Here is a 24,357-nt window from a genome sequence, read left to right on the forward strand (position 1 = left end):
TTGGGGTTCATGTTTGAAGTGCTGGTGTTCGTCTACGAAAACTACTGGCGCGGCGATGCCTGCCCCGAGCTCCACCAGCTCGAACGCAAGCTCAGCGCCCATGGCTTCGAACCCGACGAGATCCACGAGGCCCTGGTGTGGCTCGACGGACTCAACTCCGCGGCGCAGAACATCCTGCTGCCCGCCCCCTCCCAGGCCGAATGGGCCCCCCAGCCGAGCGACGCCAGCATGCGCGTGTTCTCGGTGGCGGAGCAGGACCACCTCGGCGCGGACTGCCTGGGCTTCATCAGCTTCCTCGAAAGCGCCGGCGTGCTGCCGGCGGCGCTGCGCGAGATCGTCGTCGACCGCGCCATGGCCGCGCCCGGCGACCCGGTGCCGCTCGACGCCCTGAAGATCATCGTGCTGATGGTGTACTGGCGCTTCGGCCACGAACCCGATGCGCTGATCCTCGACGAGCTTTGCGGCGACGCCGAGGAGCGGCTGGCCCACTAGCAGGGCATCGTCGCCGGCACGCGGGCCGGCGGACGCGGGCACCTATTCGAACAGGCGCTCGGGATTCGCGTCGAGCTTGGCGAGCGCGTCGCGCGTGGCGCGCACGGTGAGCGCCTCTTCCTCGGTGGGCACCAGCAGCCCCGCCTGCAGGTAGGCACCGAGCCGGCGGATCGGCATCAGGTAGCAGTGCCCGTCGCCCGACGCGAACAGGTGCAGCTGCCGCCGGTCGCTGCGCCAGGCGTACTGCACCTGGGCGACGCGGTTGTTGTGGTCCAGGGTGAACCAGTTCCCCAGCTGGAGCTCGTTGGCCCAGCCCATCATCGCGCCGTTCGGCTGCGACCCGCCGGTGCTGATCACCTCGATCATGGACGCGTCGATGCCGAGCATCATCTCGATGCTTTCCTGGTCCAGCGGCAGCTCGCCGGCGTCGTCGTCCGAGACGAAGTCCTCGAGGTTGGCGAGGCGGCGCGTCATCTCCTCGATGCGTGCGTGCGGGATGGCTTCCGTCTTGGACAGGAAGGCATCGGCCAGCGTGTCGCCGATCACCTTGATGTGGTTCTCCTGCTCGGGCGGCTCCAGCCCCAGCAGCGACATGCCGCGGCGCAGGCGCGCCAGCAGGTCCGGCAGGTCCTGGATCACCTTCGCGCGGTCGTTGCGGTTCGGCTTGGCGCTGGCCGCCCAGACCAGGTCGCTGGCGGACTTCTTCAGCGCCAGCGTCTCCTCGTGCTGCGGCCCGTTCTTCACGGCCGCCACCGCCAGCACCTCGGCCCAGACCTTGAACAGGTACTCGCGGATCTCCTCGCGCACCGGCACGTCGGAGAGCATCTTGCGCAGCTCGATGGTGTACTGGATCGCCATCGTCTCCTTCTGTTCCACCTGCTGCGCGACGCTCACCAGCTTCTGCGTCGGGCCCTTCTCGGTCAGGAAGCGCGACAGGAAACGCTGGAACTCCTCGTAGACCAGCTGGAACACGCGGCGGCCGGTCTCCGGGTACTGTTCGATGACCTGCACGACGCGGCGGATCTCGTTCTCGAGCGCGCTGCCGGAGATGGTGGAGGCATCGAAGCCGAGCACGCACGAACCCATGCGGTCGATCAGCTGCCGCGCGGGATGCTCCATGGAACCGAAGAACTCCGGCTCCGCCAGCGCGACGCGCAGGACCGGCATCTGCAGCCGCGCGAACCAGACCCGGACCGCGGGCGGAATGCGCTCCTCGGCCAGGATGCTCTGGAACATCAGCGCCACGATCTCGATCGTCGCCTTCTCGTTCGAGGACGAGGCCTTCTTCTTCAGCTCCTGGGTGCGATGCCGCAGGTCGAGAGCGACCTCCTCGACCGCGTCGTCGTCGAAGACCACGATGTCGCCGACCGTCATGGCCTCGTTGACGCGCGACTGCACCTGCGTCTGCACCTGCGTCGCGTGGTGGGTCACCGCCGCGACGAGGGACGGCGAGGGCGGCACGCCGGTGCCCTCGTGCACCCCGGCGCGGTCGCGCAGCAGCCGCTTGAGCTGGCCGAGGACGCCGCTGGCCTTGGCACGGGCGCGGGCCAGCGGGGTGGCACCGGCGTCGGCCGGCCCGCCACCCTCGGCAGGGGCGAAGAAACTGGTCGGGCTGGAACCGCCGCCGGGCGCCTGGCCTTCGCCGCCCGCGGCACCACCGCCGCGGGGCCCGCCGCCGGCAGGCCCTGCGGCACCGTCGAAGCGCGGGCCACCCGGTCCGCCGCCGGCGCTGCCGCCGCCGCGGTTGCCGCCCCCGGACCCGCCCGGGCCGCCGCCGCCGGATGCCGCCTGGCCGGAGCCGCCACCGGCCTGGCCCTGCTGTGCCTCGCTGCGCGGCGCCACGGGGGGCCGCTTGACGCGGGACCGCAGGTCGATGTGCGGCAGGACGCCGCTCTCCACCAGGAACTCGTTGGCCTGCTGGTAGCCCTCCAGCGCCCTCGGCACGACCAGTTGCTGGATGACGTCCTTCACGGCCACCCAGGTGTCGCGCGGCAGCTTGGACGCGCTCCACTGTTCCACGATGACCTGGCACAGCGCTTCCGGCCGCAGCACGTCCTCGGTGGCCAGTTCCTCGCCGCCTTCGAGGTGGGTGATGCGCAGCTTCAGGTCGTTGAGGTCCCAGACCGCCTTTTCCTGCACCGCCATGGCCAGGCGGGACGACAGGATCTTGTTCTCCACCACGTCGTCGCCGATCAGCTCCAGGCTGGCCAGCTCCATGCGGACCCGGCCGGTCGCGGTGGGCGGGATGATGGCGCGCCGCCAGGCCTTGGAGGTCGCCTCGGTCCAGCGGCTGCCGTAGTGCTCGAAGTCGACCAGCGCGTCGCGCCGCTGCTGCATGTCGCGGCTGCTCTGCGCGGAGTTCATCTGCTCCTGCAGCAGGTTGCGCACCGCGTTCACCAGCTCCGGCAGCCCGCCCTCCATGTGGGCGACGAACCGCTCACGCGCCTGCCGGGCCAGGGGCGCGGCGGTGGGAGTGAGCGTGGACGACATGGGTGGCCGCTCCTCAGACGGTGGCGCCCGCGTTCGGGTCGTTCGGGTCGCCGTCGCGCTTGGGGGCGGCCTTGACGAGGTCCTCGCGCTTGACGCCGAGCCACATGGCGATGGCCGCCGCGACGAACACCGACGAATAGATGCCGAACAGGATGCCGATGGTCAGCGCCATGGCGAAGTAGTGCAGGGTGGCGCCGCCGAACAGCAGCATCGACAGCACCATGATCTGCGTGGAGCCGTGGGTGATGATCGTGCGGCTGATCGTGGAGGTGATCGCATGGTCGATCACTTCCACCGTCGTCATCTTGCGCTGGCGCCGGAAGGTCTCGCGGATCCGGTCGAAGATCACCACCGATTCGTTCACCGAGTAGCCCAGCACCGCCAGCACCGCCGCCAGCACCGCCAGCGAGAACTCCCACTGGAAGAAGGCGAAGAAGCCCAGGATGATGACCACGTCGTGCAGGTTGGCCAGGATGGCCGCCACCGCGAACTTCCACTCGAAGCGCACGGCCAGGTAGATCATGATCCCCACGACCACCATGGCCAGGGCCTTGAGGCCGTCGGTGGTGAGTTCCTCGCCCACCTGCGGGCCCACGAATTCCGTCCGCTTGAGCGTGACCGTCGGGTCGGACGCCCGGAGCGCCGCCAGGGTCTTGTCGCTCTGTTGCGCCGAACTGACGCCCTTTTGCGCCGGCAGGCGGATCAGGACGTCGCGGGCGGTGCCGAAATTCTGCACCTGGACGTCGGTGTAGCCCAGGCTGCTGACGGTACGGCGCACCGATTCGACGTCGGCGGGCTGCGCGTACTGCACCTGCATCACCGTGCCGCCGGTGAACTCCACCGACAGGTGCAGCCCCTTGGTCACGAGGAAAAACACGGCGGCCGCGAACGTGAGGAAGGAAATCACGTTGAAGACCAGCGCGTTCTTCATGAACGGGATGTCCCGCCGGATCTTGAAAAACTCCACTGCTTTGTCCCTTTTGGAGCCCCCGGCCCCGTCCTTGTTTTTCCTACTCGGCCTTGGTTATAGCGTTATCGCCGCCGGGCCGCCAGACCGTCCCGATGGAAACCGCCTTGAGCTTCTTCTGCCGGCCGTACCAGAGGTTCACCAGGCCGCGCGAGAAGAACACGGCGGAGAACATGGAGGTCAGGATGCCCAGGCAGTGCACCACCGCGAAACCGCGGACGGGGCCGGAGCCGAACGCCAGCAGCGCCACGCCGGCGATCAGGGACGTCACGTTGGAGTCCAGGATCGTGGCCCAGGCGCTGTCGTAGCCGGCGTTGATCGCCGCCTGCGGCGAGGCGCCGCGCCGCAGCTCCTCGCGCACCCGCTCGTTGATCAGCACGTTCGAGTCGATGGCCATGCCCAGCGCCAGCGCCATGGCCGCCATGCCGGGCAGCGTCAGCGTGGCCTGCAGCATGGACAGGATCGCCACCAGCAGCAGCAGGTTGACCCCCAGCGCGACGCTGGAGAACACCCCGAACAGCATGTAGTAGAGGATCATGAACACGCAGATGGCGGCGAAGCCCCAGGCCACGCTGTTGAAGCCCTTGGCGATGTTCTCGGCCCCCAGCGTCGGGCCGATGGTCATCTCCTCGATGATCTCCATCGGCGCGGCCAGCGAACCGGCGCGCAGCAGCAGCGCGGTGTCGTTGGCTTCGACCGTGGTCATGGCGCCCGAGATCTGCACGCGGCCGCCACCGATCTCGCTGCGGATCACCGGGGCCGTCACGACCTCGCCCTTGCCCTTCTCGAACAGCAGGATCGCCATGCGCTTGCCGATGTTCTCGCGGGTGATGTCACGGAAGATGCGCGCGCCCTTGGCGTCCAGCGTCAGGTGGACGGCCGCTTCCTGCGTCTGGTTGTCAAAGCCGGCCTGGGCATCGGTCAGGTTCTCGCCCGTCAGCACGACCTGCTTGCGCACGACCACCGGACGGCCTTCGCGGTCCAGGTAGCGCTCCGAGCCGAACGGCACCGCGCCGCTGCCGGCTTCGGCGCCGCGGCCTTCGGCGCTCTCGTCCACCATGCGCACTTCCAGGGTCGCGGTGCGGCCCAGGATGTCCTTGGCGCGCGAGGTGTCCTGCACGCCGGGCAGCTGCACCACGATGCGGTCGAGGCCCTGCTGCTGGATCACCGGCTCGGCGACACCGAGCTCGTTGATCCGGTTGTGCAGGGTGACCATGTTCTGCTTCAGCGCCTGGTCCTGCACGCGGCGGGCCGCCTCCGGCTTGATGGTGAGCGTCAGCCGGGTGCTGTCGCCGTCGACGGCCTCGGCGACCTGCAGGTCCTGGAACTGGTCGGCGATGACGCCGCGGGCGGACTGCAGCGCCGCCGGGTCGCGGAAGGCGACTTCCACGGCCTGGTTGTTGCGGTTGATGCCGGCGTGGCGGATGTTCTTCTCGCGCAGCACGGAACGCAGGTCGCCGGCGAAGGACTCGGCCTTCTTGGTCAGCGCGGCCTGCATGTCCACCTGAAGCATGAAGTGCACGCCCCCGCGCAGGTCCAGGCCCAGGTACATCGGGCGCGCGTTGACCGCGGCCATCCAGGCCGGCGTGCGCGACAGCAGGTTGAGGGCGACGATGTAGTTGGCGCTCGACGCCTCGGGCGCCAGCGCGCGCTGGATGGCCTCGCGCGCCTTCAGCTGCGTGTCCGGCGTGTCCAGCCGGACCTTGATCGAGGTTTCGTCCTGGACGATGCCGAGCGGCTGGATGCCGGCCTGCGCCAGCGCCTGCTCGATGCGCGCGCGCGTCGAGGCGTCCACGCGCACGCTGCTGCGCGCCGCTGACACCTGCACGGCCTCGTCCTCGCCGAAGAAGTTGGGCAGGGTGTACAGCACCCCGATGATCAGCGCGACCGCGATGACCAGGTATTTCCAGAGCGGGTATCGGTTCATCAGGCGGACGCGGGCGCACCGGGCGCCCGCGCATGGACCTCGTGTTTACTTGATGGAGCCCTTGGGCAGGACCTGGACGACGGCGGTGCGCTGCACCTGGACCTCGACACCCGGCGCGACTTCCACGCCCAGGTACTGGTCGCCCAGCCTGGTGACGCGGCCCAGCAGGCCGCCGGCGGTGGCGACCTCGTCGCCCTTGGCCAGGGCCTCGATCATCGAGCGGTGCTCCTTCTGGCGCTTCATCTGCGGCCGGATCATCACGAAGTACAGCACGACGAACATCAGGACCAGCGGCAGCAGGCTCATGAAGGAGGACTGCATGTCGCCGCCCGCGGCGGCCGGCGCCGCTTGGGCGAAGGCGGAGGAAATGAACACGGTGTCTCCAGGTCGGATCGGCTAAGGGAAAGGCGAGCTCCCGCGCACGGCGGCACGCACCGCCGGCGGGGGAGGAAAAAGGATTGTATGCGGCGCCCCGCGGGACGCGCGCGCCGGCCTCAGGCGGCCTGCCGTTGCGCCGGGACTCCCGCGCGCCACTGCTCCATCAGGCGCTGCCACTGCGGGCGCACGGCGGCGAGGTTGCGCTCCTTGACATGGCCGTAGCCGCGGATCTGCTCCGGCAGGTTGGCGATCTCCACCGCCAGGGCGTGGTTGCCGGGCTGCAGGCGGCCGATGAGCTCCTCCACGGTCGCCCGGTATTCGTCGACCAGGGCCCGCTCGGTGCGGCGCTCCTCCGTGTAGCCGAAGACGTCCAGCGGCGTGCCGCGCAGGCCCTTCAGGCGGGCCAGCACGCGGAACAGCTGGTACGTCCAGGGGCCGAACTTGCGCTTCACCAGCTCGCCCTTTTCGTTCTTCTTCGCGATCAGCGGCGGGGCCAGGTGGTAGTGCACCTTGAAGTCGCCTTCGAACTGGGCTTCCACCTTCTCGCGGAAGCCGGTGTCGGCGTGCAGGCGCGCCACCTCGTATTCGTCCTTGTAGGCCATCAGCCGGAACAGGCCCTTGGCCACCGTTTCCGTGAGGACGGTCTTGCCGAGCGGGGCTTCGGCGGCGCGCACGCGCTCGACGAGCTCCTGGTACTTGCGCGCGTAGCCGGCGTCCTGGTAGGCCGTGAGGAACTCCGCCCGGCGCGCCACCAGCGTGTCCACCGTCTCGCGCTTCTTGAACGCGATCACCTGGGCGGCGGGAGCCACCAGTTCCATGACGCGCGCGAGGTCGTGGGCGGCGCGGCGGCCCCATTCGAAGGCCGCCTTGTTGTTCTCGACGGCCACCGCATTGAGCTCCATCGCGCGCAGGATGGACTCGCGGCCCAGCGGCACCCACCCCTTCTGCCAGGCGTAGCCCAGCATCATGGGGTTGGTGTAGATGCTGTCGCCCAGCAGCTTGGAAGCCAGCGCGTCGGCATTGAAGGCGCCGAGGTGGTCCGCGCCCACGGCCTTGCCGATCTCGGCGGCGCAGGCATCGGCGGGGTTCTCCCAGGCCGCGTTCTTCACGAAGGCCGCGGTCGGCGTGCTGTGCGCGTTCAGCGCCACGCGGGTGCGGCCCGGGCGCATGCGCAGCACCGTTTCCTTGCCGCCGGTGACGATGGGGTCGCAACCGATGATGAGATCGGCCGCCGCCATGCTGACGCGGGTGGTGCGGATCGCATCCTGGTCGTCGGCGATGAGCACGTGGCTCCAGGTGGCGCCGCCCTTCTGCGCCAGGCCGGCGGAATCCTGCGTGACGATGCCGCGGCCTTCCATGTGCGCGGCCATGCCCAGCAGCTGCCCGATGGTGATCACGCCGGTGCCGCCCACGCCCGCCACGACGATGCCGTAGGCCTCGCCGGTCGCCGGCAGCGGCGGCTCCGGGAGCTCGCCGCCGGTCCAGGCAAAGGTCGCCGCTTCCTTCTTCTTGCCCTTCAGCTGCCCGCCTTCGACGGTGACGAAGCTGGGGCAGAAGCCCTTCAGGCAGCTGGTGTCCTTGTTGCAGGTGCTCTGGTTGATGGTGCGCTTGCGCCCGAACTCGGTCTCCAGCGGCTCGACCGACAGGCAATTGGACTTCACGCTGCAGTCGCCGCAGCCCTCGCAGACCAGGTCGTTGATGACCACGCGCAGGGCCGGGTCGACCATCGCGCCACGCTTGCGCCGGCGCCGCTTCTCGGTGGCGCAGGTCTGGTCGTAGATGATCGCCGTGGTCCCCTCGATCTCGCGGAACTCGCGCTGGACGCGATCGAGCTCGTCGCGGTGGTGCACGGCGACGCCGGCCGGCAGCTTCGCGCCCTCGTACTTCTCCGGCTCGTCGGTGACGACGACCATGCGGCGCACGCCTTCGGCGTCCAGGCTCTGGGCGATCTGCAGCACCGAATGGCCCTCGGGCCGTTCGCCGACCGGCTGGCCGCCCGTCATCGCGACGGCATCGTTGTAGAGGACCTTGTAGGTGATGTTGACGCCGGCCGCGATCGACTGGCGGATGGCGAGCAGGCCGCTGTGGAAGTAGGTGCCGTCGCCCAGGTTGGCGAACACGTGCTTCTCGTTGGAGAAGGGCTGCTGCCCGACCCACGGCACGCCCTCGCCGCCCATCTGCGTGAAGCCGATGGTGGCGCGGTCCATCCAGGTCGCCATGAAGTGGCAGCCGATGCCGGCCATCGCGCGCGAACCCTCGGGCACCACCGTCGACGTGTTGTGCGGGCAGCCGGAACAGAACCAGGGCATGCGGTCGCCCTTGACCTCCACGACCTGCATCGCGCGTTCCTTGGCCTCCAGGATCGCCAGCTGCGCGTCGATGCGGGCCTGCACGTCGGTGTCCAGGCCCATCTTGCGCAGGCGCTTCGCGATGGCCCGGGCGATCAGCGCCGGCGAGAGGTCGGCGTTGGCGCGCAGCAGCGTGTGGGCCGTGGGGTTGGGCCGCGACCATTCCCCGCCCGAGTAGTCGCCCTCGACCTCGTCGAACTTGCCCAGCACGTTGGGACGCACGTCGGGACGCCAGTTGTAGAGCTCTTCCTTCAGCTGGTACTCGATGACCTGGCGCTTCTCCTCCACCACCAGGATCTCGCGCAGGCCCTGCGCGAACTCGCGCGTGCCCTGGGCCTCCAGCGGCCACACCACCCCCACCTTGTGCAGGCGGATGCCCAGGCGGCGGCAGGTCGCGTCGTCGAGACCCAGGTCCAGCAGGGCCTGGCGGGTGTCGTTGTAGGCCTTGCCGCTGGCCATGAGGCCGAAGCGGTCGTTCGGGCCTTCGATGACGTTGTGGTTCAGGCGGTTGGCGCGGATGTACGCGAGCGCGGCATACCACTTGTAGTCGTAGAGGCGCGCCTCCTGCTCCAGCGCGGTGTCGGGCCAGCGGATGTGCAGGCCGCCGGGCGGCATCTCGAAGTCGGTGGGGAGCTGGATGCGCACGCGCTCGGGGTCGATCACCGCGGTGGCGCTGGACTCGACGATCTCCTGGATCGTCTTCATGCCCGACCAGATGCCGGAGTAGCGGCTCATGGCGAAGGCATGCAGCCCCAGGTCGAGGATCTCCTGCACCGTCGCCGGGAAGAACACCGGCAGCCCGCAGGCCTTGAAGATGTGGTCGCTCTGGTGGGCGGCGGTGGAACTCTTGGCCACGTGGTCGTCGCCGGCCACAGCGATCACGCCGCCCCAGGGCGTGGTGCCCGCCATGTTGGCGTGCTTGAACACGTCCGAGCAGCGGTCCACCCCCGGCCCCTTGCCGTACCAGATGCCGAACACGCCGTCGAACCGGTTGCTGCCCGCGGGCGCGAAGCCCATCTGCTGGGTGCCCCACAGCGCGGTCGCGGCGAGTTCCTCGTTCACGCCCGGCTGGAACACGATGTTCTGCGCGGCGAGGTACTTCTTGGCCTTCCACAGCGCCTGGTCGTAGCCGCCCAGCGGCGAGCCGCGGTAGCCGCTGATGAAGCCGGCGGTGTTCCTGCCCTGGAGCGCATCGCGCTGCCGCTGCAGCATGGGCAGCTTGACCAGCGCCTGGACGCCGCTCATGAACGCGCGCCCCATGTCGAGCGAATACTTGTCGTCGAGCGTGACGGTTTCCAGCGCCTTGCGGATGTGTTCGGGCAGGGGTGCGTTCATGCGCAAAGTGTATGGCCGCATGCCGGGATATGTCTTTGCGTTCTGTGCCTGGAATCCCCTAGGATGGGAAAGATTCTTTCCCTGGAACGCTGAAAATGGAAAAGCTCGACCGATATGACATCCAAATCCTTACCGAGCTCCAGGCCGACGCCCGGCTGACCAACGCCGAACTGGCCCAGCGCGTGGGCCTGTCGGCGGCGCCCTGCTGGCGCCGCGTGCGAGCGCTGGAGGAGGCCGGCTTCATCAAGGGCTACCGCGCCGAGATCGACCGGCACCGCATCGGCCTGGGCGTGCTGGCCTTCGTCCGGCTCGACGCCGACCGCAACACGGGCGAGCGCACCCGCGAGATGGAGGAAGCGATCCGCAAGATCCCGGAGATCGTGTCCTGCCACTACATCAGCGGCGCTGGCACCTTCGAACTGCAGGTGGTCTCGCGCGACCTCGACACCTTCGCGCAGTTCGCGCGCGAGGTGCTGATCAACCTGCCGAACGTGAAGGACATCCACACCAGCTTCTCGCTGGGCGAGGTGAAGGCCAGTTCGAGCTGGCCCCTCGCGCACCTCGCGCCCTGACGCGGCCGCGCCCGCGGCGCTGTCACAGATCGGTCACGCCGCCGTCATCGGTCTTTCATCGCGCCTTCCTACGCTCCCGGGTTTCGCCAACCCCAGCAAGAGCAAGGAAAGACATGTCCCACTTGACCGACAAGTACCGCGCCGCCTCGCGCGCCAGGAACCAGTTGCCGGACGTGCCCGGCCAGATGATGGAAGACGTCCTGGGCCAGGCGCAGCTGCAGCGCCGGACGCTGCTGCGCGGCAGCTTCGGTGCCACCTTCGCCGCCGCCTTCGGTGGCAGCGCCCTCCTGAGCGCCTGCGGCGGCGGCAGCGACGACGTCGCGGCAGCGCCCGCGCCCGCGCCGGGCCCGGCCCCCGCTCCCGCGGTCAGCTACGACGTGACCTTCAAGGGCATCCCCGCCATGGTCGGCGACCAGGTGTTCATCCCCGAGGGCTACACGATGGACGTGCTGTTCGCCGCCGGCGATCCGGTCGTCGCCGGTGCGGCGGCCTACACCGGCACGCTGCTGGATTCCGCGGGCTACGAGAAGGTCTCGGGCGGCAACCACGACGGCATGCACTTCTATCCGCTGGCCGGCGTGGACCCGAACAAGGGCGGCCTGCTGGCGATCAACCACGAAGCCCCGGACGTCCAGATCCTCTTCCCGGCCGGCTTCACCTACAACGCCGGGACGGCGACCGCGGAGCAGAAGAAGATCGCCCTGTCCGCCGTGGGCGTCTCGGTGATCGAGGTCGAGCTCGCCAGCGGCAAGTGGGCCGTGAAGGCGAATTCCCCGTACAACAAGCGCTACAGCGGCAACACCGTCTACAACGTGGGCGGGCCCGCCGCAGGCGTCGTCGGCCCCACCGTGGTCGGCACGCTGAACAACTGCGCCAGCGGCCGCACGCCCTGGGGCACCTACCTCACCTGCGAGGAAACCACCGACAACTACCTCGACCCGACGCAGCCCGCCAACGGCTACGGCTGGGTGGTTGAGATCGATCCCCAGGGCAGCTTCGCGGCGACCAAGCGCACCGCCCTCGGCCGCTTCGACCACGAGAACACCGACTACATGGTCGACGCCGACAACAGCCTGGCGATCTACATGGGCGACGACAGCACGCCGGGCTGCGTCTACAAGTTCGTTCCCTCGGGCAAGTACAACCCGGCCGACCGTGCCGCCAACCAGAACCTGCTGGACGCGGGCACGCTGTACGCCGCCAAGTTCAACGCCGACGGCACCGGCCAGTGGATCGAGCTCACGCAAGGCAAGAACGGCCTCGTGGTGGGCGCGCAGGATCCCGGCAACTTCACCCAGAGCGCCGTGCCGCCCGCGCCCGTGACGGTCGACTTCGCGACGCAGGCGGACGTGCTGCTGAACACCAAGTCGGCCGCCCGCGTGGCCGGCGCGACGCTGATGGACCGTCCCGAGTGGGTGTCGGTCGGCCCCGACCGCAAGATCTACTTCACGTTCACCAACAACGGCGGCCGCCAGGTCACCGACGCCGCCAACCCGCGCGTGACCAACTCGCACGGCCACATCATTCGCTGGACGGAAGACGGCGACACCGCCAAGGCGACCAGCTTCAAGTGGGAGATGTTCCTGCTGGCCGGCGACCCGCGCCTGACCGCCGCCAACCTCAAGGGCAACATCAACGGTGACACGTTCTCCAGCCCGGACGGCCTCGGCGTCGACCCGAAGGGCCGCCTCTGGGTGCAGACGGACGCCTCCACCAGCGCCACCACCACGAACACGTTCGGCAACAACGCCATGTACTACGTGGACCAGGCGACGAAGGAGTCCACCCGTTTCCTGGTGGGCCCGAACGGCTGCGAGATCACCGGCCTGACCTACACGCCGGACCTCACCACCTTCTTCATCAACATCCAGCACCCGACAGGCACCTGGCCCTCGAACGTGCAGGGCAACGCACTGCCCCCGCGGTCGGCGACGATCGTCGTCCGCCGCACCGACGGCAAGCCGGTCGGCGCCTGAGCGTCCGCCCTCTCCAAGGGTGAAGGCCCGCGTCCCGCCAGGGGCATGGGCCTTTTTCCATGCGCGTCAGCGCGGCCAGAGCACCCAGAGCTGCAGCGGCTGCTTCAGGCGCCCGGCGACTTCCCCGGCTTCCGGCCCCCAGCCGACGAAGTAGTCGGCCCGCACGGCGCCGACGATGGCGCTGCCGGTGTCCTGCGCGATCACCAGCCGCTGCAGGTTCAGCAGCGGCCCGGGCGAGGCCAGCCAGACCGGCGTGCCGTAGGGGATGCTGTCCTTGTCCACCGCGATCGACCGTCCCGGCGTGAGCGGCACGCCCTGCGCGCCGCGCGGCCCGAAGGCGGCGTCGAGCGCCGAGAGTGGCTCCTCGCGGAAGAACACCACCCGCGGATTGCTCCAGAGCATCTCGTTCACGCGCTGCGGATTCGCGCGGGCCCAGGCCTTGATGCCCGGCCACGACGCATCGCGCAGCGCCCCCTGCTGCAGCAGCCAGCCGCCCACGCTGCGGTAGGGATGTTCGTTGGTGCCCGCATAGGCGACGCGCACGAGCGTGACGCGGCCGTCGGGTTCGGTCACGCGGATGCGGCCGGAGCCCTGGATCTGCAGCGCCAGCGCGTCCAGCGGGTCGGCGAGGTAGGCGATCTCGCGCCCGCGCAGCGCCGCGCGCGCCTGCGGCAACGTGTCGATCTCCTGCCGGCTGTACCAGGGACGGCGCGCGTTCAGGTCCGCCGGCGGGCGGTAGAGCGGCACCTGCTGGGTGGCCGTGGGAGCGCGGCTGCCATCGAGCAGCGGCTCGTAGTAGCCGGTCAGCAGCGATTCCGCCCCGGCCTGCAGCGGCTCCACGCGGTACGGCTGCAGCCGCTGCTGCATCCAGGCCCGCTGCTCCCCGGGGCTGGCGATCGACAGGCGCCGGATCTCGGGACACAAGGCGGCGAGTGGGGGCGCAGGGCGTTCGCAGCTGCGCACCCACGCGTTCCAGGCTTCGTGCAGCGCGTCGGCGTCGAAGCCGGGCAGGTCGCTCCAGCGCACGGGCTGCCAGCGGCTCTTGCCGGACTGGCGCGCGGGCGGCAGCGGCGCACCGTCGTCCGGCGGGGGGCGCGTGGCCAGGGGGGGCAGCGGCGCGGTGCCGGGAATGGAAGGCTCCGGCGGCAACGCCACCGAAGCGCAGGCCGCGAGCATTCCTACAATGGCGGATGAAGTCAGGACCCGGAACATGCTGCTGATTCTGCTGGAAGCCCTGTTGGCGCTGGTGCTGCTCGTCGGCATCGTGTGGTGGACCATGTTCTCGGGACGCAAGGACGGCGAGCCGCCGCGGGATGCCGGCACGGACGGCCGGGACGACGACTAGACGTCGCGCAGCAGGTTGGCGAGCTCCACCGCCGACTTCACTTCCATCTTGTCGAAGACGCGGGCGCGGTGCACTTCCACCGTGCGCACGCTGATCGCCAGCTGGTCGGCGATCAGCTTGTTCGGCAGGCCTTTCGCCACGAGCCGCATGACGTCGCGTTCGCGTTCCGTCAGTTCGCCGAGCCGGTCGCGCAGCGCACCGATCTCCTTCTGCGAAGCGATCACCTCGGCCGAGCGCCGCAGCGCCTCCTCGATGCGGTCGACCAGCGCGTTGTCCGAGAAGGGTTTCTCGCAGAAGTCGAAGGCGCCGCGCTTGACCATGTCGACGGCGGTCGGCACGTCGGCGTGCCCGGTCAGGAAGATCACCGGCAGCACCTGCGCCAGGTCGCGTTCGACGATCCGCTCGAACAGCGCCAGGCCGCTCATGCCCGGCATCCGCACGTCCAGCAGCAGGCAGGCAGGCTGCTGCGGCCGGAAGCCCTGCTGCAGCAGCGCGTCGAACGCCTCGGCGCTGTCGAAGCTGGAGGACAGCAGGCGGCGCGAACGCAGCAGCCAGGCGAGCGCGTCGCGCACGCCCGCATCGTCGTCGACGATGAAGACGCTGGCGTCGGCGGGCGGCGGCATCACGGTTTCTGGGCGGGCAGGGTGAAGCGGAAGATCGTACCCTGCGGCACGTTGTCCTCGTAAACGAGCTGGCCGCCGTGCTGTTCCACCACGGTGCGACAGAGGCTCAGGCCGAGGCCCATGCCCTCCTCCTTGGTGGTGAAGAAGGGCGTGAAGAGCCGGCTGCGCACCTCCGGCGCGATGCCGGGCCCGCAGTCGGCGACGGAGAACTCCAGCCAGCGCTTGCCGGCTTCCGTGAGCGGCGAGGCCTGCGCCTGGATCACCAGCCGGGGCGCGGGCACGTGCGCTTCGTCCATCGCCTGCATCGCGTTGCGCGCGAGGTTCAGGAGCACCTGTTCGACCATGGTGCGGTCGCACAGCACGCGCGGCAGGCCGCCGGCCACGCGCACGTCCACGCGCACGCCCAGCTTGCGCGCCTGCAGGTTCACCAGCGGCAGGATCGCGTCCACCAGCGCTTGCGGCGCGAGCGCCTCGCGCGCCTGGTCGCGGCGCCGCACGAAGTCGTGCACGCTCTTGATGACGCGGCCGGCGCGGTCGGCCTGCTCGGCGATGCGGGCCATCGCCACCCGCAGGTCCGAGGCCGGCGCCGGGGCCTGCTGCAGCAGGTTCATGGAGCCGTTCGCATAGCTGGCGATCGCGGCCAGCGGCTGGTTCAGCTCGTGGCTCAGCAGCGAGGCCATCTCGCCCACGGTCGCCAGCCGGGCCGTCGCCTGCAGCCTTTCCTGGCTGGCACGCGACAGCTCCTCCACCCGCCGCTGTTCGCTGATGTCCAGCACCGCCGACATCCAGCCGGTCTGCAGGCCCTGCGCGTTGATCAGCGGCGCCTCGATGATCAGCACCGGGAAGCGCGTGCCGTCCTTGCGCATGAACACCGACTCGAAGCCGTCGCGCGGCGGCACCGCGTGGCCGGCCAGCCGCACCTCCTGCCGCTTGCGGTAGTCCTCCGCCAGCTCCGGCGGCCAGTAGGGCGCGGGCGATCCCTGGCCCAGGAGCTCGTCGCTCGTGAAGCCGACCATCTGGCAGAACGCGGGGTTCACGTAGGTCGTGCGGCCCTGCAGGTCGCGCGCGCGCAGGCCGGTCACCAGCGAATCCTCCATGGCCTTGCGGAAGGCCAGGGCGTCGGCCAGGTCCTCCTCCACGCGCAGGCGCCGGCGCGTGTCATGCCCCAGCAGGAACAGCACCGTGACCAGCGCGATCGACATCACGGTGACCAGCGCCGTCATCACGTTGGGAAACAGGTCGGGTTCGGCGTGCCGCCAGCTGTCCATGCGCAGCACCATGGTGCTGCCCGGCAGGTCCAGCAGCTGCTGCGCGGAGAACACGCGCTGGCCGCGGCGCGCCAGGCCGTGCATCGCCAGGCGCGTGCCGTCGGCCTCGGTGAAGGAGATCTCCTGGCTGCGTCCCATCTGCGGACCGATCTGCGTGGCCAGCAGGTCCGACAGCGAATACGTGGCGACGATGAAGCCCATGAGGCGGCCGACCTCCACCTGCGGCAGGCACAGCTCCATCAGCTCCAGCCCGAGGCCGTCCGCCTGCGGCACGAAATGGCTGCGCGCATAGGCATGGCTGCTGATGCGGCGGGCCGCGGTGCAGGCCTGCTGCACTTCGGGCAGCGAATTGGCGCGGCCGAAGCGCGCGAAGGCGGGGTTGCGGTAAGGACTGTCCGCCTCGGCGCGCAGCTCCAGGTCCGGGCCGCGCCATTCCAGGCGGACGAACTCGCGGTGCGCGCGCAGCAGTTGGTCCGCCGCGGCGAGCCAGCGCTCGCGGTCGCGCTGTCCCGCCTGCAGCGCCTGCAATTCCTGCACGTTGCGCGTGAGCGCCGAGCGGATGTCGCTGAGCGCGTCGGCGGCGTCGCGCTCGACGTCGCCCTGGGCCACGCTCGCTTCATAGCGGGCCGCCAGGTAGACCACCGTGACCAGCAGCGCCAGCACCAGGGCGCCCAGCAGCCCCCAGAGTGACCAGCGGCGCCAGCTGGAGAGCCGCACGCCGGCCGGTGCGGGAATCGCCGCGGCGCTCACAGCACCCGGTGGTCCAGCGCCGGCAACTGGCCGCGGACTTCGGCGATGCGCGCAGCCTCCAGGTCCGCGAGGACCACGCCGGGGCCGTCGTCGCCGCGCTCGGCCAGCACCGCGCCCCAGGGATCGACCACCATCGAATGGCCCCAGGTGCGGCGGCCGGTCGGGTGCCGGCCGCCCTGCGCCGGGGCCACCACGTAGGCCAGGTTCTCGATCGCGCGGGCGCGCAGCAGCACCTCCCAGTGCGCCTGGCCGGTGGTGTGCGTGAAAGCGCTCGGCACCAGCAGCAGGTCGGCCTGCAGCGCGCGGTACAGCTCGGGGAAGCGCAGGTCGTAGCAGACGGTCAGGCCGACGCGCCAGGCATGGCCGTCGCGCGACGGCAGCGTGAAGGCCTGCGGCGTGCCGCCGGCCTCGATGACGCGCGACTCGTCGTACTGCTCCCGGCCGTTGTCGAAGCGGAACAGGTGGATCTTGTCGTATCGCGCCACGCACTCGCCCTGCGGCGAGAAGGCGAGGCTGGCGTTGCGCACGTGGCGGTCGTCGCCCGCGGCCAGCGGGAGCGTGCCGCCCACGATCCACAGGCCGCACTCGCGCGCCGCCTGCGCGAGGAAGGACTGCACGGCGCCTTCGCCGAACGGCTCGCGCACGGCGAGCTTGTCCGTGTCGCGCTGGCCCATGAGGCAGAAGTACTCGGGCAGCACCGCGAGCTCGGCGCCGGCCGCCGCCGCTTGGCGCAGCAGGTCGTGCGCGGCGGCCAGGTTGGCCGGGACGTCGGGGCCGGAGACGGTCTGCAGCGCGGCGATCTTCATGGCGGGCCTTTCCTCAGCGCACGGTGCCCGCGTTGGCGGGCGGCTCGGTGGCGCCGGTCGTTTCCGTCACCGGCGTGCGCGCCACGCGCGTGACGCGCGGGTCGCTCCAGGTGCCGTCGATGTGGAACTCCTGGGTCGCTGCCCGCATCAGCGGCTGGCGCAGGAACAGCTGCGCGAGGAACGAGCCGAGGCCGATCGCGGGGTTGATGACGGTGGCGACCAGCGACACCGTGCCGGCGTTGATCTCGGGCACGACCACCACCTTCAGGTCCTGCGTCTCGCGGGCGATATCCGCCTTGCCCTCCATCAGCACCGCGGCGTTGACGCCCTTCATCTGCAGGTTGTTCGTGGACGCGATGCCCTGCTCGATCACGATGTCGCCGCGCAGGAAGTCGAACGAGAAGCCCTCCGTGAACACGTCGCGGAAGTCCAGCACCAGCCGGCGCGGCAGCGACTGCAGGCTGACCACCCCGAGCAGCTTGGCGATGCCGGGATCGGCCTTGAGGAACTGGCCGCCGCCCACCTCGACGTGGAAGCCGCCGGTGAGGCTGGCATGGTTGAAGGCCAGCGGCGAACCGAGCCAGGAGACGTTGCCTTCCATGCTGCCGCGGCCGCGCCGGACCACGTCCTTCATGCCGAAGCGCGCGAGCAGCAGGCCGGCATCGCCGATGTCCAGGCGGAACTTCATCGACGTCCGGCGCCGCTCCCCCGGCCTGGGGTCCTGCCGCGGCGCACCGGCCGGCAGCGGCTGCGCGCCGATGGCGGCCCAGTTGCCCGACGCCGTGAACAGCGCCTCCGGCGTGCGCAGGCTCAGGTTGTTCAGGCGCCACTCGCGGATGCCGCCCTCGCGCACCACCGTCCCGGCCCCGCGGTTGACCGCGTCGATCTCCAGCCGACCGAGCTTGTGGCCCTTGAGCTCGAACTCGTCGACGACGACGTCCAGCGCCGGGATGTTGGCCGGTTGCTGTTCCAGCAGCGCCTCGACCTCGCTCGCCTCCGACGCGCCGATGCTCAGGCGCGCGAGCCGCGCGTGCACGCGGCCCGCACCGGTGTTCTGCGGCTGGCGGTATTCCACGTAGCCGTTCAGTTCGTCGGCGTCGACGTTGACGCGCCAGGTGCGGTCCTCGCGGGAACCGCCGACGACCACGTTGCGCAGGGTGCGGCCTTCGACCTTCAGCTCCTTCGCGCGCACGGCCAGCACCGACGGCAGGTACGACAGCCCCGGCGCGTTCTCGCCGCGCAGCGCCACCGGACTGCCGCCCCCGGAAGCCCGCGCGATCGCGTCCTCCCAGGCATCGACGTCGAAGGTCGCCAGCTGCACGTTGGCCGTCACGCCCTGGTCCGGCATCGCCACGCTCTCGCCGGGCGCCAGGCCCACGGCCACGCTGCCGCGCAGCACGCGGGCATCCGCCGCCGCCAGGTCGCGCACGAACTGCACGGACGCGAGCCGCCCGAGGTCGAGCGACATCTGTTCCTGCAGGGGCGCGCCCGGCGCCAGGGCTTCGCGCGTGAGCGCCGTCTCGAAACGCAGCGGCATCGCCGCCTCCGCCGGCTTGTTCAGCGGGGCGGGCAGGTTCAGCGCCATGCCCTGCAGGTTGCTGGTGACCTGCACTTCCGGCGTGCCCCGGCGGAATGCGAGCGCCAGTGCATAGGCCGTGCTGCCCTGGAAGTCGCGCGCCAGCCGCGCGACGAAGCCGAGTTCCTGCGCCTGCCGCAGCCCCTCGGCCGTGGCCGTGCCTTGCGCCCGCAGCTGCACGATCGCCGGCTCGCCCGCCGCGCCCGGACGGGTGCCGCCTTCCAACCGCACGTCGCCGCCGAGCGCGCGCGCCTGCACGCCGGCCAGCTGGAAGCCCTTGTCGCCGAACTGCACGCTGCCGCGGGCCCGCGCCAGCAGCGGGCTGTCGGGCGTGACCTGGACGTCGTTGCCCGCGAGGACCACGCTGCCCTGCACCTGCGAACGTGCAAGGTCCGCCAGCGGCATCGCCAGCCGCAGGTCGACCTCCGCGTTGCCCGTGATGGTGGCGCGGGCGAGGGCCTGGTTCAACATCCCGCCCGCGGGCGAGCTGTTCACCACCCACAGCGCTTCGCTGGCGACCCCCGCGATCTTGCCCTGCACGTTCACCTGGGGCACGTGGAAATCGGGGATCTGCGCCTGCGCGTTCACCTGCAGCCGCGGCGCACCCTGCACCCGGCCCTTCGCGTCGCGCACTTCCATGCCGTTGCCGCGGAACACGAGTTCGCCCGCCAGCTGCACCAGCGGCGGCCACGCGCCCGAACCCGCCGCGCCCGTCTTCGGGACGTAGGCGAAGGTGACGTCGCGCACGTCGGTGGTGATGAGGAACTCGCCGCCGCCGTCGGCCCAGGGGAAGCGCCGCAGGTCGCCGCGCACGCGCGCCTTCGTGTTGGCCGCCGTGCCGGCCTGGACCGACTGCCGCACATAGTCGCGCGCGTTCTTCCCCACGCCGTTGGGCAGGTAGCGCCAGACGCGCGTGCCGTCGGCGCGGCTCAGGCTGGCCTGCAGGTCCAGCACGCCCGGGAAGCGCGCGCCGCCCGGTTGCGACGCATCCCCCGTGCGCCAGGAGCCTTTGCCTTCGCCCTGCACGTCCTCGTTGGCGAACCGCAGGTTGCCGACGCTGACCGACCAGTCCTGGCCCTTCACCTGCCACTGCACGTCGGCCCCGAGCGCATCGAAGGGGAGGGAGGCTTCCTCGAACACGCCGGGGAACTCCAGCGCGCCCCGCTCGATGGCCAGGCGGGCCTTGCCGCCCCCTTCGGTGAAATCGAACTCCAGCGCTGCGCCACGGATGCCGGGCACCCCCGCCGCGCCGTCCGGGCCGGGCCGCGCCGCCACCTCCAGCCCCTTGGCGCGGCCGCGCGCCTGGTACTTGTGCAAGGCATCGAGCGGGCCCTGCCAGCGCGCGTGCACGGTTTCCACCAGCCCTTGCGGCGCGTAGGCCTGCAGGGCGGCGTGCGTCGCCGCCCCCAGGGGCAGGCGCGCCGCGATCTGGCTCAGGGCGCCGAGGTCCAGCCGGTCGGCGCGGAATTCGCCCTGGGCCGGCATCCGCCCTTCCGCGGCGTTCCAGGTCACCGAGACGTTGCCGCCCGGCCAGCGCTGGCCTTCCTGCGTGACGAACTGCAGGTCCTGCGTGTGGAACTCGAAGCCGTCGGCCAGCCGCTTGCCGCCGAGCCGGCCGGACACCGACTGCAGCGCCAGCGGCTGCAGCTGCGGGCCGAGGGTGGCATTCACGTCCTGCAGGACGACGTCGGCGGTGCCGCCGACCACCTGGCCGCGCTGCACGTCGGCCCATGCCCGCACCCGGCCGCGGCCTTGCGCCAGCTCGAAGCCGAGGGCGGCGTGGCGACGCAGCTGCGACACGTCGACGGCCGCGAAGTCCGCGTGCATCTCGCCGGTCCATTCCTGCCACCGGCCCGCGTTCGCGGTCAGCAGCGGCTGGCGGAACACGCCGGTGACGGTGAAGCGGTCGCCCCATTCCGGCGGCGGGGTGGCCGCCAGGCGCAGCGCATGGCGGCGCGCGCCGTTGCGGGCGACGAACTCCACCTGGCTCAGCACCAGCGGCGGCGCCCGGCGCAGTTCGTCCGTCCATTGCACCCGCCCGCCCTGGAGGATGAATTCCGTCTGGCTGAAGAACCAGTCGGCGGCGCGGCCCTCGTTGTCGCTGCTGCGCGAGACGTCCAGGCCGGCCACGAACACCCGGCCGTCCGCGGCGCGCCGGATCTCCAGCTCGGGGCGGTCGATGTACAGCTGCGTGAAGCCCAGGTTGAACATCGACCGCGGCGAGAGCGCGCCCACCACCAGGGGCAGGCGCAGCGCCACGCGCCCGCGCGGGTCGAGCAGTTCCACGTTCTCCAGGGTGAACGAAGGGATCAGGCCTTCGGTCTGGGCGCGGATGGCGCCGATGCGCACGGGAATCCCCAGCACCTGGCTGGCCCGGATTTCCAGCGCGGAACGCATCTCGCCGATTCGCGGCACAATGAATCCATGGAGCGCACCCCACGCGATCGCCAGCAGCAAGGACGCGGCCAGCAGCAGCCCGAGCGACCACCTCGCAGCGGCTGCGAAGAGCCTCAGGGCGCGTGAGGGATACGGCGGCGTCGCATTCATGAAGACTTCGAAGTGGCGGGAATTATGACCCTGGGCGTTGCGCCGGGTTCGGCATCGGACGGCACCCCTGGTTCCGACAACGGCGGCGGCGTCGCGACGGACGACACCGCCGGCGGACAAATTCCACTCTCGGGCCACTCGCGTTTCGTGCAGCGCCTGCGCCGGCGCTACGCCGCCGAACTCGCGCTGCTGCCGCCCGGCGTGCCCACGCACGACGCCCTGCGCACCGCGTACCAGGCTTTACACGCGCGTTACGACGTGCCCTCGGCGCTGCGCGTGCTGCGCCAGCTGGTCATGGAACGGCTGGCGGTGCTCGATTGCGACCTCCAGGCGCCGCTGCAGGACATCACCTCCGCGGTCACCGAACTGGCGGAGTTCGCGCTCGACGCCGCCTGCGTCCATGCCTGCGGCGAGCTCGATGCGCTGCACGGCGCGCCCCTCACGCCGGAAGGCACCCGTGCGCAGCTTTGGGTGGTCGGCATGGGCAAGCTGGGCGCCCGCGAGCTGAACGTGTCGAGCGACATCGACCTGGTGTACGTCTACGACCAGGACGGCGAGACGGCGGGCAATGCCGAAGGCCGCAACCGCATCAGCAACCACGAGTATTTCGCCAAGGCCGTCAAGGCGGTCTTCGGCCTGATCGGCGACGTCACCGAACACGGTTTCGTGTTCCGGGTCGACCTCGCCCTGCGCCCGAACGGCAATTCGGGCCCACCGGCGGTGTCGCTGGGCGCGCTGGAAGACTACTTCCAGGTGCAGGGCCGCGAATGGGAGCGCTTCGCCTGGATGAAGAGCCGGGTCGTCGCGCCGCGCAGCTGCATCGACGACGGCTCCGCCCAGGCGCTGCGCGCCGCGGTGCTGCCCTTCGTGTTCCGGCGCTACCTGGACTACGCCGTGTTCGACGCCCTGCGCGTGCTGCACCGGCAGATCCGCGAGCACGCCGCGCGGCGGGCCGCGGGCCGGCCCGAGCGCTCCAACGACGTGAAGCTCTCGCGCGGCGGCATCCGCGAGATCGAGTTCACCGTGCAGCTGCTGCAGGTGGTGCGCGGCGGCCAGTTCCCGGAGCTGCGCACGCGGCCGACGCTGCAGGCGCTGCAGCGGCTCGCCGCGGCGGGCCTGATGTCGGAGGAGACGGCCCGCTCGTTCGAGGCCGCCTACGTCTTCCTGCGGCGCGTGGAGCACCGCATCCAGTACCTCGACGACCAGCAGACCCACGTGCTGCCCCTGGGCTGCAGCGACGACGAGGACGACTCCGACCTGGCGTGGATCGCGCGCAGCATGGGTTACGCCGACTGCTGTCCCTTCCTGCACGAACTCGACGGCCACCGCGAGTTCGTGGCGGAGGAGTTCGACAAGCTGCTGGGCGGGGGCGCGACCGAATGCCGCAGTTGCGCCGGGCCCAGGGGCAGCAAGGCGCCGCCGGACCTGGAGACCATCCTCGAACAGCTGCCCGCGCAGCTGCAGCAGCGCGTGCACGGCTGGTGCAGGAGCCCGCGCGTGATGGCGCTGCGCGACGACGCGCGCCACCGGCTGTCCCGGCTGATCGCGCGCACCGGCCAGTGGCTGAACGAAGGGCGCGTCTCCGAGGAAGCCGCCCTGCGCATGGCCGACTGGATCGAGCCGCTGCTGCGGCGCGAGAGCTACCTCGCGCTGCTGTGGGAACGGCCCGCCGTGCACGAGCGCCTGCTGCGCGTGCTCGGCGCCGCGCGGTGGCCGGCCCGCTACCTGATCCAGCATCCCGGCGTGATCGACGAACTGGCCAGCGACGGGCTCCTGAGGGAGCGCTTCGCCGCCGCCGATTTCGAGCGCGAACTGGAGCACCGCAAGCGCTCGCTGACCATCACGGGCGAAGCCGACGACGAGACCCTGCTGAACCTGCTGCGGCGCGCCCACCACGCGGAGCTGTTCCGCACGCTGGCGCGCGACGTCGAGGGCGTGCTGACGGTCGAGGAGGTGGCGGACGAACTGAGCGCGCTGGCCGACACCACGCTGCGGGTCACCGCGCGCTGGTGCTGGGAGCGCCTGAAGCAGCGCCACCGGGAGGACCCGCTGTTCGCGATCCTGGGCTACGGCAAGCTGGGTGGCAAGGAACTGGGCTACGGCAGCGACCTCGACATCGTGTTCGTCTACGAGGACGAGGACGAGCGCGCTCCGGACGCGTACGCGGCCTACGTGCGCAAGATCATCAACTGGCTCTCGACCAACACGGCCGAAGGCGACCTGTTCGAGATCGACACCGCGCTGCGGCCGAACGGCAGCTCGGGCCTGCTGGTGACCACCTTCCGCGCCTACGACGACTACCAGCAGCGCCGCGGCAGCAACACCGCCTGGACCTGGGAACACCAGGCCATGACGCGGGCACGCTTCGTGGTCGGCCTGGAATCGCTGCGCCCGCGCTTCGACGCGGTCCGCGAGGCCGTGATCACCGCGCCGCGCGACGTTGCCGCCCTGCGGCGGGAGATCGTGGCCATGCGCGAGAAGGTCCGGGCTGCCCACCCGGTGCGGGCCGGCCGTTTCGACTTGAAACACAGTCCGGGCGGCATGGTCGACGCCGAGTTCGCCGTGCAGTTCCTGGTGCTGTCGCAGTCCGGCGCGCATCCCGAACTGGTTCCCAACGTCGGCAACATCGCGCTGCTGCGGCGCGCCGAAGCGGCCGGCCTGCTGCCCGCGGGCGCCGGCGAGGCCGCGGCCTCTGCCTATCGGGAGTTGCGCCGCATGCAGCACCATGCCCGCCTGAACGAGGAACCGACCTCCGTCCCGCAGGATCACCTCGCGGCCGAACGCGCGGCGATCCTGGCGCTCTGGAAGCACGTCTTCGGTTGAGCACCCCGCGCCCTGAAACGGGGCGTACCTTCGGGTGACAAGATCGCCCGGCCGATGGTAGGCTCGCGGGTTTCGCTGCTTCGCGCCGCACGAGGGCGCGCCCCCGCGGCGACGAAGAAGCCCCATCAGGGAAG

15 protein-coding genes are annotated in these 24,357 nt (G+C 70.7%); 5 read left to right on the forward strand and 10 right to left on the reverse strand.

The annotated features are described in order from the left end of the window. Nucleotides 1–9 precede the first annotated feature (9 nt). Nucleotides 10–492, forward strand: a complete 483-nt coding sequence (locus IM787_RS07360; protein WP_193675989.1) for a Smg family protein — start codon at nucleotides 10–12, stop codon at nucleotides 490–492. A gap of 42 nt (nucleotides 493–534) precedes the next feature. Here IM787_RS07360 and IM787_RS07365 read toward each other — a convergent pair whose 3' ends face one another. The 5 genes from IM787_RS07365 to IM787_RS07385 form a co-directional block, all read right to left on the reverse strand. Further along, nucleotides 535–2,982, reverse strand: coding sequence for a DUF1631 family protein (locus tag IM787_RS07365; RefSeq protein WP_193675990.1), 2,448 nt, complete (start codon nucleotides 2,980–2,982; stop codon nucleotides 535–537). A 13-nt stretch (nucleotides 2,983–2,995) separates the two neighbouring features. Then, nucleotides 2,996–3,949, reverse strand: coding sequence for a protein translocase subunit SecF (secF, locus tag IM787_RS07370; protein WP_193675991.1), 954 nt, complete (start codon nucleotides 3,947–3,949; stop codon nucleotides 2,996–2,998). Nucleotides 3,950–3,992: 43 nt separating this feature from the next. After that, entirely contained in the window at nucleotides 3,993–5,876 is a 1,884-nt protein-coding gene (gene secD / locus IM787_RS07375) for a protein translocase subunit SecD (protein WP_193675992.1), read from the reverse strand. Between the two features lie 45 nt (nucleotides 5,877–5,921). Then, on the reverse strand, nucleotides 5,922–6,251 hold the full coding sequence (gene yajC, locus IM787_RS07380; RefSeq protein ID WP_193675993.1) for a preprotein translocase subunit YajC: 330 nt from the start codon (nucleotides 6,249–6,251) through the stop codon (nucleotides 5,922–5,924). Between the two features lie 119 nt (nucleotides 6,252–6,370). Next, complete coding sequence (locus IM787_RS07385; protein ID WP_193675994.1) at nucleotides 6,371–9,937, reverse strand: indolepyruvate ferredoxin oxidoreductase family protein; 3,567 nt, start codon at nucleotides 9,935–9,937, stop codon at nucleotides 6,371–6,373. Nucleotides 9,938–10,032: 95 nt separating this feature from the next. Here IM787_RS07385 and IM787_RS07390 point away from each other — a divergent pair, with 95 nt between their 5' ends. Further along, a complete protein-coding gene (locus IM787_RS07390) occupies nucleotides 10,033–10,509 on the forward strand; it encodes an Lrp/AsnC family transcriptional regulator (protein ID WP_193675995.1) in 477 nt (158 codons plus the stop codon). Nucleotides 10,510–10,622: 113 nt separating this feature from the next. After that, the gene (locus IM787_RS07395; RefSeq protein ID WP_193675996.1) at nucleotides 10,623–12,485 is read left to right on the forward strand and encodes a PhoX family protein; all 1,863 of its coding nucleotides are present in this window, start codon (nucleotides 10,623–10,625) and stop codon (nucleotides 12,483–12,485) included. A gap of 66 nt (nucleotides 12,486–12,551) precedes the next feature. Here the strand turns inward: IM787_RS07395 and mltA are convergent, their stop codons facing one another. After that, nucleotides 12,552–13,748 (reverse strand): murein transglycosylase A, encoded by a 1,197-nt coding sequence (gene mltA, locus IM787_RS07400; protein WP_227494159.1) that lies wholly within the window; start codon nucleotides 13,746–13,748, stop codon nucleotides 12,552–12,554. Between mltA and IM787_RS21650 the strand changes: the two genes are divergently transcribed. Then, nucleotides 13,696–13,830 (forward strand): hypothetical protein, encoded by a 135-nt coding sequence (locus IM787_RS21650; RefSeq protein ID WP_255528526.1) that lies wholly within the window; start codon nucleotides 13,696–13,698, stop codon nucleotides 13,828–13,830. The genes mltA and IM787_RS21650 overlap by 53 nt on opposite strands. Here the strand turns inward: IM787_RS21650 and IM787_RS07405 are convergent. The 4 genes from IM787_RS07405 to IM787_RS07420 are packed head-to-tail and all read right to left on the reverse strand — an operon-like array spanning nucleotide 13,827 to nucleotide 21,400. Beyond that, nucleotides 13,827–14,453 carry a response regulator transcription factor gene (locus tag IM787_RS07405; RefSeq protein ID WP_193675998.1) on the reverse strand — a complete coding sequence of 209 codons (627 nt, stop codon included), beginning with the start codon at nucleotides 14,451–14,453 and terminating at the stop codon, nucleotides 13,827–13,829. The two genes, IM787_RS21650 and IM787_RS07405, sit on opposite strands and share 4 nt — an antisense overlap. Then, nucleotides 14,453–16,471 (reverse strand): sensor histidine kinase, encoded by a 2,019-nt coding sequence (locus tag IM787_RS07410; RefSeq protein ID WP_354004368.1) that lies wholly within the window; start codon nucleotides 16,469–16,471, stop codon nucleotides 14,453–14,455. Before IM787_RS07410 ends, IM787_RS07405 begins: the two co-directional genes overlap by 1 nt. Further along, nucleotides 16,468–17,277, reverse strand: coding sequence for a carbon-nitrogen hydrolase family protein (locus IM787_RS07415; RefSeq protein WP_193675999.1), 810 nt, complete (start codon nucleotides 17,275–17,277; stop codon nucleotides 16,468–16,470). The genes IM787_RS07410 and IM787_RS07415 overlap by 4 nt, the downstream gene beginning before the upstream one ends. 13 nt (nucleotides 17,278–17,290) lie before the next feature. Next, complete coding sequence (locus IM787_RS07420) at nucleotides 17,291–21,400, reverse strand: YhdP family protein (RefSeq protein ID WP_193676000.1); 4,110 nt, start codon at nucleotides 21,398–21,400, stop codon at nucleotides 17,291–17,293. A 24-nt stretch (nucleotides 21,401–21,424) separates the two neighbouring features. Here IM787_RS07420 and glnE point away from each other — a divergent pair, with 24 nt between their 5' ends. Then, complete coding sequence (gene glnE, locus IM787_RS07425; protein WP_193676001.1) at nucleotides 21,425–24,223, forward strand: bifunctional [glutamate--ammonia ligase]-adenylyl-L-tyrosine phosphorylase/[glutamate--ammonia-ligase] adenylyltransferase; 2,799 nt, start codon at nucleotides 21,425–21,427, stop codon at nucleotides 24,221–24,223. Nucleotides 24,224–24,357: the final 134 nt, after the last annotated feature.

Source organism: Ramlibacter pallidus (genome assembly GCF_015070875.1).
GTDB lineage: Bacteria > Pseudomonadota > Gammaproteobacteria > Burkholderiales > Burkholderiaceae_C > Ramlibacter > Ramlibacter pallidus.